This window comes from Nocardioides sp. (genome assembly GCF_035703625.1).
Taxonomy (GTDB): Bacteria; Actinomycetota; Actinomycetes; order Propionibacteriales; family Nocardioidaceae; genus Nocardioides.
The window spans coordinates 1-11,148 of sequence record NZ_DASSXS010000190.1 but is presented as its reverse complement, the minus strand read 5'-3'; the positions used below and the strand labels follow the sequence as shown (position 1 = coordinate 11,148).

General features: G+C 71.4%; 12 protein-coding genes. 5 read left to right on the top strand and 7 right to left on the bottom strand.

Annotation, left to right across the window (positions count from 1 at the left end):
* The 4 genes from VFN12_RS09490 to VFN12_RS09475 form a co-directional block, all read right to left on the bottom strand.
* The coding region (locus VFN12_RS09490; protein ID WP_325118406.1) for a cation transporter at positions 1-611 on the bottom strand (611 nt) is incomplete at its 3' end.
* Positions 595-1,569, bottom strand: a complete 975-nt coding sequence (locus VFN12_RS09485) for a hypothetical protein (RefSeq protein WP_325118405.1) — start codon at positions 1,567-1,569, stop codon at positions 595-597. The genes VFN12_RS09485 and VFN12_RS09490, both read right to left, overlap by 17 nt.
* Entirely contained in the window at positions 1,566-1,772 is a 207-nt protein-coding gene (locus VFN12_RS09480) for a heavy-metal-associated domain-containing protein (protein WP_325118404.1), read from the bottom strand. Before VFN12_RS09480 ends, VFN12_RS09485 begins: the two co-directional genes overlap by 4 nt.
* Before the next feature lie 23 nt (positions 1,773-1,795).
* Positions 1,796-2,110 (bottom strand): metal-sensitive transcriptional regulator, encoded by a 315-nt coding sequence (locus VFN12_RS09475; RefSeq protein WP_325118403.1) that lies wholly within the window; start codon positions 2,108-2,110, stop codon positions 1,796-1,798.
* Positions 2,111-2,388: 278 nt separating this feature from the next.
* Between VFN12_RS09475 and VFN12_RS09470 the strand changes: the two genes are divergently transcribed.
* Complete coding sequence (locus VFN12_RS09470) at positions 2,389-3,864, top strand: fibronectin type III domain-containing protein (protein WP_325118402.1); 1,476 nt, start codon at positions 2,389-2,391, stop codon at positions 3,862-3,864.
* 79 nt (positions 3,865-3,943) lie between these two features.
* Here the strand turns inward: VFN12_RS09470 and VFN12_RS09465 are convergent, their stop codons facing one another.
* The 3 genes from VFN12_RS09465 to VFN12_RS09455 are packed head-to-tail and all read right to left on the bottom strand — an operon-like array spanning position 3,944 to position 7,890.
* Positions 3,944-5,428, bottom strand: a complete 1,485-nt coding sequence (locus VFN12_RS09465; protein ID WP_325118401.1) for a M28 family metallopeptidase — start codon at positions 5,426-5,428, stop codon at positions 3,944-3,946.
* A gap of 56 nt (positions 5,429-5,484) precedes the next feature.
* Positions 5,485-7,245, bottom strand: coding sequence for a DUF429 domain-containing protein (locus VFN12_RS09460; protein ID WP_325118400.1), 1,761 nt, complete (start codon positions 7,243-7,245; stop codon positions 5,485-5,487).
* 24 nt (positions 7,246-7,269) lie between these two features.
* A complete protein-coding gene (locus VFN12_RS09455; protein ID WP_325118399.1) occupies positions 7,270-7,890 on the bottom strand; it encodes a class I SAM-dependent methyltransferase in 621 nt (206 codons plus the stop codon).
* Between the two features lie 74 nt (positions 7,891-7,964).
* Between VFN12_RS09455 and VFN12_RS09450 the strand changes: the two genes are divergently transcribed.
* From VFN12_RS09450 to VFN12_RS09435, 4 genes are all read left to right on the top strand, one after another.
* A complete protein-coding gene (locus VFN12_RS09450; protein ID WP_325118398.1) occupies positions 7,965-8,894 on the top strand; it encodes an ABC transporter ATP-binding protein in 930 nt (309 codons plus the stop codon).
* The gene (locus VFN12_RS09445; RefSeq protein WP_325118397.1) at positions 8,878-9,804 is read left to right on the top strand and encodes an ABC transporter permease; all 927 of its coding nucleotides are present in this window, start codon (positions 8,878-8,880) and stop codon (positions 9,802-9,804) included. The genes VFN12_RS09450 and VFN12_RS09445 overlap by 17 nt, the downstream gene beginning before the upstream one ends.
* A complete protein-coding gene (locus VFN12_RS09440) occupies positions 9,801-10,715 on the top strand; it encodes an ABC transporter ATP-binding protein (RefSeq protein WP_325118396.1) in 915 nt (304 codons plus the stop codon). Before VFN12_RS09445 ends, VFN12_RS09440 begins: the two co-directional genes overlap by 4 nt.
* On the top strand, positions 10,712-11,148 hold a 437-nt coding region (locus VFN12_RS09435), incomplete at its 3' end, for an ABC transporter permease subunit (protein ID WP_325118394.1). The genes VFN12_RS09440 and VFN12_RS09435, both read left to right, overlap by 4 nt.

Here is an 11,148-nt window from a genome sequence, read left to right as displayed (position 1 = left end):
AGGTAGATGTTGCCCGCGCCATCGGTGCGCTGGACGGTCAGCTCGAAGGGATGGGTCATGCCCGGGATGCCGGCGGTGCCCCAGAAGAGCGCGTAGAGCGACCAGCCGAAGGCCGCGAGGACCCCCATCGAGATCAGGGTGTCCATGGTCGAGGTGCCGTGCCGCAGGTTGAGCCAGGCCGCGCGGTGGAACGGCCAGGCGCCCCACACCACGACCGGCGCCGCGAGCGTGAGCGAGAGCCACTGCCAGTAGGTGAACTGCAGCGCCGGGACCATCGCCATGGCGACCACGGGCACGGTCAGCAGCGCGGAGACGAGCAGCCGGTGGCGCAGCGAGCGGGTCGGGTCGTCAGGCGCCGTCGCCGGCCCCTCCTCGGTACGGCGCGGCAGCGCGGCGTCGTACCCGGCCTGCCGGACGGTGTCGATCAGGTCCTCGGGCGACAACGGCCCGGGGTAGCTGACCTTCGCCTTCTCCGTCGCGTAGTTGACCGTGGCGACGACGCCGTCGAGCTTGTTGAGCTTGCGCTCGATCCGGTTGGCGCAGGACGCGCAGGTCATCCCGGTGATCTCGAGCTCGACGTCGGCGGTCTGGCGGTCAGTGGTGGTGGCCATGGGACTCCTCCTCGGCGCCGCCACCCGAACTCCCGGTACCGCCGGTGGGGAGCGCGAACGCGGCGGTGTGGACGACCCCGTCGTGCCTGAAGTCGAGGAAGAGCCGGTAGTCGCCGCTGCTCGGCACCGCGGCCTCGAACTCGACCTCCGGCCCCGGCTCGGTGGTGCCGTCGCCGGGGGCGCCGTCGGGGTGGACGTGGAGGTAGGCCAGGTCGCCCTCGCGCAGGACGACCAGGTGTCCGTAGGCGCCGAGATACGGTTGCAGGTCGGTGACCGGCCGGCCGTTGCGGGCCACGGCCAGGGTCAGGATGGAGTCGGCGCCCGGCTCGAGGCGGCCGTCCAGGGTGACGGTGTAGCCGTCGACCCGGGCGGTGCGCACCTGCGCGGCCTCGGGCCGGGGCTGGTAGTCGCCCGCGACGGACAGGTCGGCACCCAGGGTGAGGCCGACCCCCCCGGTCGGGTTGAAGTCGGCGAACAGCCTCCACGCGCCCGGCGTCAGGTCGAGCTCGGTGGACCAGGTGCCGTCCTCGGCGAGCGTGGGATGCACGTGCTGGAAGCCGTCGAAGTCGCGCCGGACGGCGACCAGGTGGAGCTGCTTGCCGTGGTCGACGTCGTACGCCGTCACCGGGCGACCGTCGGGACCCTCGATCGTGAAGCTGACCGGGACGCCGCGCCCGGACCCGGCGCGGGCGTCGGTCAGCCGGAAGCTGTAGCCGGCCTCCGAGACCATGAGCCCCCCGGGGATCTCCTCGTCCATCACCGGCGAATCGCCGGCGTCGTGACCGGCGTCCTGGCCGGCGTCCTGGCTGGCGTCGCCGGACTCCACGTGCTCGGACATGTCGTCGGCGACCGGCTCGCCCCCGGAGCCGAAGGCGCTCCCGACGGCGAGCGCCGCCGCGAACACCGCGACGAGCCCGACCACGAAGCCGGCGACTCGGACCGGCCCGGTGATCCTCATGCCAGCTCGTACCCGGCCTCCTCGACGGCGGCACGGATCGCGGCGTCGTCGAGGGGCTCGCTGGTGGTGACGGTGACCGCGCCGGTCTCGAGCGCGACGTCGACGCGCTCGACGCCGGGGATCTCCTGCACCTCCTCGGTGACCGAGGAGACGCAGTGGCCGCAGGTCATGCCCTGGACGGTGTAGGTGCGGGTGTCGCTCATGGTGCCCTCTCTCGTGTGTGTGGTCAGGAGCGGACCAGCCGGGCGATGGCGTCGGAGGCCTCCTTGACCTTCTCGTCCGCCTCCCGGCCGCCCTCACGCGCGGCGTCGACCACGCAGTGGCTCAGGTGCTCGTCGAGCAGGCCCAGCGCCACCGACTGGAGCGCCTTGGTCATCGCGGAGACCTGGGTGAGGATGTCGATGCAGTACTTCTCCTCCTCGACCATCCGCTGCAGCCCGCGGGCCTGCCCCTCGATCCGGCGGAGGCGCTTGAGGTAGGCGTCCTTGCTGCCGATGTAGCCGTGCTGGTGCCCGGCCTCTGCCTGCATCTCTGCGTCCATCTTGTGCGCTCCCGGCCTGTTGAGATCGTGTCGGTGTCACACACTATACCCCCCTATGGTATTTGGGAAGCATGACGAGGACGTCATCAAGCGGGCTGGACAGCTGTTGAGGCGATTTTGCGCCCATTTGACACGTCTCGCGGATCTTCTTGCTCGGCCGCAATTAACGAAGCGCCATCCTGCGGCCGAACTGTCAGGAAGGTTTGTTGGGGGACCCTGACCCTGTCTGCCCTGAGCCGCGCACGCACACGCACGCACAAGCGCCGAAAGGTAGACGCATGAACCTGTCAACAGCACCTGCCCAGAGCCGGTTCCGCCGCGCTCTCGCACAGACCACACTGGTCGGACTTGCCGCCGCCAGCATCGCGATGATCGCCGGCCAGGCGACCCAGGCGGCCGAGCCACCGGCCGCGCCGAACAACATTGTCGTGTTCCCACAGCGTGACTTCGTCACCATCGAGGGCTACCAAGGCAGGGTGGGCCAGCAGGCCGTCGTCACGGTCACCCGCGGCGGCGTCGAGACCAGCCGCGCCGTGGGCAGGATCGGGGCCGGCGACCCGGCCATGGAGATCAACCACCCCGGCGGGGTCTGCTGGCAGGGAGTGACTCCCGACATCAAGCCCGGCGACGTCGTGCGCGTGTCGTTCCCCGGCGGCGCTTCCGACTCGACGAGGACCCAACGGCCCGAGGTAACGGCTCAGGCGGACGGGAACGGATTCAGGAAGGTGGGCGCGTTCGACCTCGTGGTGGAGGGGACGCGCGGCACCGTTCCGCTGTCGCGCATCGAACAGCGCATCGTCAACCCCGACATGAACGACACGGACATCGGGCGACGCGACATCCGCGCTCCGGCGCGCCCGGGTCCGTACACCTCGACGCTCACGGCCCCGACGTCCACCACCTTCCGCGCGACGTACCACTTCGTGACGGACGGCGACACGACGGCGGCCGAGGCCACTGCGATGCGTGACCTGGCCGCGGAGGGCCAGATGCGGGCACTCAGCTGGCAGGTCACGGACGGCGCGGGCAACCGGCAGGGGCTGACCATCTCCGAGTTCGGCGAGCTCGGTGGTCCTGGGTTCGGCGGCTGTCCCCAGGGGCCGTCTGCCGCGGCACCCAACGCACCGACCGGCGTGACCGCGACGGCCGGCAACCAGTCGGCGACGGCGTCGTGGACCCCGGCGACAGCCATCCCCGACGGTTCGCCGATCACCGGCTACAAGGTGACCGCGGTCAACACCACGAGCAACGTGGAGACCAGCGTCAACGTTCCGTCGTGCACCACTGCCTGCACCACAGCTGTCCCCAACCTGACGAACGGAGCGACGTACCGCATCCAGGTGCGTGCACAAAACGAGGCTGGTGGGCTCAGCAGGCCGGGGACAGCCCCGGGCACCCTGTCGCCGGCAGGTGCAGGCGCTGCCAGGCCAGTGGCTCCCACCGGGGTCACCGCGACAGCAGGTGACCCCACCGACCTGACCGTTGACGCCACCGTGGGGTGGAACGCGCCCGTGCAGCCGACTGGGGTCACCGTGGAGGCCTGGCGGATCACCGCGTACGACGCCGCGACCGACGCCCGCATCAAGCGAGTCTTCCTGGACGAGCCCACGGGAGCCGGCGACACCTCCCGTACTCGCACCATCGGGTTCGGATCCGCGAGGTCCGTGGTGTTCCGGGTGCAGGCGGTCGCCGCCGACGATGCCGGCACGATGGGCCTCCTCTCGGACGCGTCGAGTGCGGTGAACGCGCAGTGACGTGACCGGCCACCGATGAGGCAGTGGGGCGGGCGACCTTCGGCCGTCCGCCCCGTTCCGCCCCCGCATGAATCGCTCGTCAGCTCCTCGGCACCGGGAAGGCCACCGGGCTTCGGTGGCCCCCGGTGTCCACGGCCCGGACGCCGAAGAACACGTTGTCCTTGGACAGGTCGACCACCGCCCTGGTCGACCTGCCGGCGTCGATGACGTTGGTCCAGTCGTCCTGGAGGGTGGGCCGCCAGACCACCTCGTAGCGGGCCAGGTCGGCCTCGGTGTTGGCGTCCCAGGTCAGCTCGGTGTCGTTGGTCAGGTTGGAGGTGATGATCGCGACGTTCCTGGGCGTGCCCGGGCCGTTGGCCAGCGACCAGAGGGCGGCCCCGTTGACCCTCGCCACCCGGGCGATGTAGGCGAAGTCGCAGAAGCGGGTGAGGTCGCCGTACTGCTTGCCGTTCTCGACCCGGACGTCCTGGTGCTGATGGGCGTAGTCCTCGTTGGGCTCGGTGAACCTGGCGGCCGGGTAGCCGAGTTCGAGGAACGGGATGTGGTCACCCCCGCGCAGGTAGCGGTCACGCCGGTAGACCACCCGCACGTCCATGCCGGTCTGGTCGTTGTCGGCGACCTCGGTGACGAACCGGGCCAGCTGCCGGGCCGGGGAGTCGTTCTCGCCCCCGACCGAGCGGCGGGTGTTGGCCTCGGCGAGCGTCTCGTCGGTGGGCACGCCCTCGGCGAACAGCCGCACGCTGCGCTCGTCGCGGGTGCCGTCGTCGGCCGTGGACGACCCGACGATGTCGTCGGTGAACATGCCCTGGACGTCGGTTCCGGACTTCTGGAACTGCTGGGCCATGTAGCGCGCCCCGTGGAGCCCCTGCTCCTCGCCGGCCACCGCGGCGAACACGATCGTCGCCCCGGGACGCCGGGTCGCCATCACCCGGGCGAGCTCCATGGCGACCGCCACGCCGGAGGCGTCGTCGTCGGCGCCTGGGGAGTCGCTGGTGAAGTCCATGACGTCGCTGACCCGGGAGTCGTAGTGGCCGGAGACGACGTAGGTGCGCTTCGAACCCTCCGAGCCCTTCAGCGTGGCCAGCACGTTGGTGATCGTGGTCGGGGCCGGGATCCGCGGCGGGGTGGCGGGCTGCACGAAGGTCTGCTTCTCGACCGTCATCCGGCCACCGGAGCGCGCGGCGTACTTCCTGAGCTCGGCGTAGATCCAGTCACGGGCGGCGCCGATCCCGCGCTTGGGGTCGTCCTGGGAGGAGAGGGTGTGGCGGGTGCCGAACGAGACGAGCTTCTCCACGATCGCCCGGATGTTGGCCTCGTCGACCTCGGCCAGGATCGCGCGCAGCTCCGCGTCGGGGGCCTGCAGCGTGTTGGCGACACCGGGCCCGTCGGGCCAGTCCTCCCCCTGGTCGAGCGGTCCGCCTCCGAACGCCGCGCCGGCCGGCGCGGTGAGACCACCGCCGACGGCACCGACCGCGGCCGCCGAGCCGGTGAGGAACACGCGCCGGGTGGGGCCGGACGCGCGGGTGGACAGGTCGTTCTGGTTGTTCTCCGAGATGGGGGCCATCGCCTTTTCCTACCCGCACTTCGCGCGGACTGTCTAGACCACCACGCCGGTTCGGCTCAGTCCTCCCGGAGCTTCTCCAGCCTGGCGCGCAGTGAGGGGACGCGGTGGGAGTTGCCGTGCAGCCCGATGTACTGGTCGCCGTAGGCCGCGAGCAGGGCGTCGTCGAGTCGGCGTACGGCGCCGGGCGGGTAGCGGTAGCCCATCCGCTCGTTGAGGGTCTCGCCGTCGATCGGCCGCAGCACCTCCGTGAGCTCGGCCAGGGAGGTGATGCCGAGCTCGAGGAGCAGGCCGGAGATCCACGCGTAGTGGTCGGTGCGCGACCAGCCGGCGTCGGCGTACTGGCCGGCCAGGTAGGCCGCCAGCTCGCGCGGGCTGATCCGCGGGTCGTCGTCGATCTCCTCGGGACCGGGCTCGGTCATCCCCTGCCGCAACCGGTCGCGGATGGTGGAGAACTCGCGGTCGGCCAGCTCCAGCAGCCCCGCGGCGAGGGTGAACCGGCGGTCGAAGTCGGGCACGTGCTCGTCGGGGATGGTGCCCTTGTAGCGGATGTCGTGCTCGAACTCCGCCCACGCGTGCTGCAGCACGGTGCGGATCTGGACCTGGGCCAGGCGGCCCAGCAGGTTCTCGTAGGCCGCCTGCCCCTCCCGGGCCGCGTCCAGCCCGATCAGCAGGTGGCGGCTGGCGTAGCCGAAGCGTCCCTCGCTCGCGGTCTCGCGGCCCAGGTCGCGGTCGTCGTGGACGACGACCTGGTCGTCGAGGAGGTCGGCCACCGCGTCGACGTCGCTCTGGACGTAGGTGATGACGCGGATCCCGATCTGGTCGGTGATCTCAGTGAGAGGGTCGGCGAACGCCGGCTTGTCGTCGACCGTGCGGGCGGCCTTGGCCGCGAACGACGCCACGGCCTTGGCGCGTCCGGTGACGCTCAGGTAGTTGATGCCGGCGTCGTCGAGGACCGCCGTGACCAGCGCCGCGAACTCCTCCGCGGCCCGGCGCAGCACCGGCTGGCGGGCGGCGTACTCGCGGACGGCGCTGGCGACCGGGTCCTCCACCGGGGGCGGCTGGCGCGGCGGCCGCGGGCTGGGCCGCAGCCCCTCGGGGAGCGCCGGGGTGACGATGTAGCCGTGCTCGAGGTCGCCGTAGGTGGTGGTGTCCTCGGGCCGGCGGTCGGCGAACAGCGCGACATAGGCGCACAGCACCGCGTCGACCTGGTCCTCGACCACCCGCAGGTGGCTCTTGCGCTCGGCGGACCCGACGGCCCCCGCCAGCCGGGCCCAGGCGTCGCCGGTGACGTCGATCGCCGGGTCGGCCGCCGAGAGCCCTTCGACGAGTCCCATCAGCACGGTCAGCTCCGACCTGAGCTCCTCGAGCGTGCGGCCGGGCTTCTGCTTGTACTTCAGCGTGCGGCCGAGCCGGAAGAGCGCGATGGTCGCCGGGTGCGGGTAGACCTCGATCGCCCGCCGCGCGCGGCCGGAGCGGGGGTTGAGGTCCAGCCCGAGCCGGGAGCAGAGCCGGCCGCCGCGGGTGCCGTCGCGGAACTCCGGCTTGCCGGTGTTGGACGGGTGGGCGCCGGCGTCGAAGCGAGCGAAGTCGCGGTTGAGGTCGGCCTCGGCCGGACGGTTGCCGGTCGCGTTCTTGACGATCAGCGGCGCGTCGATCGCGACCAGGCAGTCGCCCTCGACGTACGCCGCCAGCGCCTCGGTGATCTCGTCGTCGCTGCGCACGGCCGACACGTGGCGCAGTCGTCCGGCGTCGTCGAGCACCGCGAGCCCGGTGGGCCTGCGGTCACCCCAGGCCAGGTCGACGCCGACGTAGTGCACGTGGCCAGCCTGCCCTATCGGTCACTACCTCCGGCGCAACAGCACGGCGGTGAACTGCTGGGTGCTCCCCCAGGGCGTCAAGTGGTCCTCCCCGCTGGTGGCGACGAGCTCGTAGCCGGGGAACTCGGCGGCCAGCTCCTCGTGGGAGTAGCGCACCACCGGAAGCCCGCTGCACCGCTCGGGGCCGGCCGGGCCGAACGTGGCCACGACCGCCCAGCCCTGCTCGTCGAGGCTGCGGTCGAGGGACGCCCGGTAGGCGTCGCGGTCGGCGCTGCGGGTCAGGAAGTGGAAGACGGCCCGGTCGTGCCAGAGCGCGTAGCGGCGGCCCTGGTCCAGGTCGAGGACGTCGGCGACCTCGAGGCGGACGTCGCGCCCTCCCAGCCGGTCGCGCACGGCCTGCAGCGCGTTGGCCGAGAGGTCGATCGCCGTGACGTCGAGGTGGCCGCGGTCGAGGAGGTGGTCGATCAGCGTGGACCATCCCGAGCCGACGTCGATGATCGGGTCCTCGGGGCCGAGGCCGGCGGCCTCGATCAGGTCGAGTGACATCCGGGGGACCCGCTGCCACCAGGACACCCCGTGAACCCCGCGGTGGACGTGGACGTCCTCCCAGAAAGCCTGCGCGGGGTTCAAGGGTTGAACGTTCACGTATCCAAGGTAACCGCCCGAACCGCCCGGGCGGAACGGACTAATACCTTTCGCCAAGCCGCTACGTTGTGCGGGTGGGGGTGATCGAGACCGCGGGGCTGACCAAGCGCTACCCGCGCGTGACCGCACTCGACTCCCTGGACGTGTCGGTGGGCGAGGGCGTCACCGGCCTGGTGGGCGCCAACGGCGCCGGCAAGTCGACCCTGATCAAGATCCTGCTCGGCCTGGTCCCGGCGACCGAGGGCACCGCCCGGGTCCTCGACCTCGACGTCGCCACCGACGGGGGCCGGATCCGCTCGCTGGTGGGTTACATGCCCGAGCACGACTGCCTCCCGGCCGACGTCTCCGCCTCCGACCTGGTGGTCCATCTCGGTCAGATGTCGGGGCTCCCGTACGCCGCCTCCCGCGAGCGCGCCGCCGACGTGCTGCGCCACGTCGGGCTGGCCGAGGAGCGCTACCGGCCGATCGGCGGCTACTCCACGGGAATGAAGCAGCGGGTCAAGCTCGCCCAGGCGCTGGTCCACCACCCGCACCTGGTGTTCCTCGACGAGCCGACCAACGGCCTCGACCCCGCCGCCCGCGACGACATGCTGAGCCTGGTCCGCAAGATCGGCAGCGAGTTCGGCATCGCCGTGCTGGTCACCTCCCACCTGCTCGGCGAGCTGGAGCGGATCAGCGACCACGTGGTGGTCCTCGACTCCGGTCGGCTGCTGCAGTCCTCGGCCACCACCGACTTCATGCACGCCACCGGCACGCTCGTGGTCGAGGTCGACGGGCGGCACGACGCCGACCGGCTGCTCGGCCAGGCGCTGGTCGCCGCCGGCCTGCGGGCCAGCCCCAACGGCCGGCTGGTGGAGGTCGAGGTCGCCGACGAGACGACGTACGACGTGGTGCGCGACCTGACCGCCGACCTCGGGCTCGGGCTGGTCCGGATGCAGGAGCGGCACCACCGGATCGAGGACGTCTTCCGCGAGGGGGGTGCCGGCAGTGTCCAGCCCGTCTGAATCCACCTCCGGGTCCACCTCGGGGTCCCGCACCGGCGTCATCCACGACATCGGCTACCGACCGTACTCCGGCGAGCGGCTGGGCGAGGGCAGGGTCGCGTGGGCGCTGTTCGTCACCGGGCTGCGCAACTGCTTCGGCCTCGGCCGCTCCGCCCGGTCGAAGGCGCTGCCGATGATCCTGCTCGGGCTGATGCTGCTGCCCGCCCTGATCCTCGTGGGGGTGCTGGTGCAGGCAAAGGACCTCTTGGGGATCAACGACCAGATCGTCGCCTACTCCACCTATCCGCTCACGGTTCAACTGCTGATCTCGGTCTTCGTCGCGTCTCAGGCGCCGGTCCTGGTCTCGCGCGACCTGCGGTTCCGCTCGCTGACGCTGTACCTCGCCCGGCCGCTGCGCCGGACGACGTACGTCCTGGTCAGGCTGGCGTCGCTGATCGTCGCCACCTTCATCCTGATCGGCGCCCCGTTGCTGCTGATGTACGTCGGCGGCCTGCTCGCCGACCTGCCGGTCGGCCGGGAGAGCGAGCGGATCGTGGAGGCGCTGGTGGGTGCGCTGCTGCTCGCCGGCTGTCTGGCCGGGCCGGCCGCGGTGGTCGCGGCGCTGACCACCCGGCGCGGGCTGGCCGTGGCGGCGATCATCGTGGTCCTGCTGGTGAGCTTCGTCGTGGTGTCGTCGATCCAGGGGATCGGGATGGATGAGGGCCACGAGACGGTGGCGGAGGTGGCCGGGTTGTTCTCGCCGTACACCTTGGTCAACGAGGTGCAGGTGTTCCTGTTCGACTCGCCGGCCGGCACGCAGGCGCCCCCGACCGGCACCGGCATCGGGCTGCTGCACCTGGCCATGGTCGCCGTGGTCCTGCTCGGGTCGGTCGGCGCGATGCTCTGGCGCTACCGGAAGGTCGAGGCATGACGACCATCCACCTCGACCGGGTCTCCCGCTGGTACCGCAACGTGGTCGCCGTCAACGACGTCTCGATGACCATCGGCCCCGGCGTGACCGGGCTGCTGGGTCCCAACGGCGCCGGCAAGTCCACGCTCATCGCGCTGATGTCGGGATTCCTGGCGCCGTCGACCGGCACGGTCACCCTCGACGGCGAGCCGCTGTGGCGCAACGAGCAGGTCTACCGCCAGATCGGGCTGGTGCCGGAGCGGGAGGCGCTGTTCGACTACCTGACCGGACGGCAGTTCGTGCTCGCCAACGCCGAGCTGCACGGGCTGCCCGATCCCGGTGCGGCTGCCCAGGCGGCGATCGCGCTGGTGGAGATGACGGACGCCCAGGACCGCACGATCTCGACGTACTCCAAGGGGATGCGGCAGCGCATCAAGATGGCCTCCTCGCTGGTGCACGAGCCGTCGGTGCTGCTGCTCGACGAACCGTTCAACGGCATGGACCCGCGTCAGCGGATGCACCTGATGGACCTGTTGCGCCGGATGGGCGCGGAGGGGCGGACCGTGCTGTTCAGCTCCCACATCCTCGAGGAGGTCGAGCAGGTCGCCCGCCAGATCGAGGTGGTCGTCGCCGGCCGGCACGCCGCGTCGGGCGACTTCGGCGCGATCCGGCGACTGATGACCGACCGGCCCAACCGGTTCGTGCTGCGCACCGGCGACGACCGCAAGATGGCGTCGGTGCTGGTCGCCGACCCGTCCGTGCGCGGGGTGCTGCTGCGCACCGAGGGCGGGATCGAGGTCGAGGCCGGCGACTTCGGCCGGTTCAGCGAGGCGCTGCCGCGGCTCGCGCGCTCCCATGGTGTCCGGCTGCTCGAGGTCACCCCCACCGACGAGTCGCTCGAGTCCGTCTTCGCCTACCTGGTGTCGTCATGACCGCCGTCACCCTCTCCCCCACCATCGTCCGGCTCGGGACCCGCAGCGTCTTCGGCCACAAGCGCGGTGTGCTGCTGTTCCTGCTGCCACTGGTGCTGATCGGGCTGGCCACGCTGGTCCGCGTCCTGGCCGGCGAGGACCCGTTCGTCGCGATCGAGGTCCTGCGCAACCTCGGCCTCACCGTCGTCGTACCGCTCGTCGCGCTGCTCGCCACGACCGGGCTCCTCGCGCCCGAGATCGACGACGGCTCGATCTCCTATCTGCTCGCGAAGCCGATCTCCCGGCACACGATCGTGCTCAGCAAGCTGCTGGTCGCCCTCGGCTGCGTGGTCCTCTTTGCGGTGGTCCCGATGACCATCGCAGCACTCGTCCTGCTCACCGACGAATCCGGCCTCGTCCTCGGCTTCACGGTCGGCTCCCTGGCCGGCGGGGC

Coding starts and splice junctions, on each gene's coding strand:
- VFN12_RS09485 (WP_325118405.1), bottom strand. CDS start 1,569: ATGAGGATCACCGGGCCGGTCCGAGTCGCCGGCTTCGTGGTCGGGCTC.
- VFN12_RS09480 (WP_325118404.1), bottom strand. CDS start 1,772: ATGAGCGACACCCGCACCTACACCGTCCAGGGCATGACCTGCGGCCAC.
- VFN12_RS09475 (WP_325118403.1), bottom strand. CDS start 2,110: ATGGACGCAGAGATGCAGGCAGAGGCCGGGCACCAGCACGGCTACATC.
- VFN12_RS09470 (WP_325118402.1), top strand. CDS start 2,389: ATGAACCTGTCAACAGCACCTGCCCAGAGCCGGTTCCGCCGCGCTCTC.
- VFN12_RS09465 (WP_325118401.1), bottom strand. CDS start 5,428: ATGGCCCCCATCTCGGAGAACAACCAGAACGACCTGTCCACCCGCGCG.
- VFN12_RS09440 (WP_325118396.1), top strand. CDS start 9,801: ATGACGACCATCCACCTCGACCGGGTCTCCCGCTGGTACCGCAACGTG.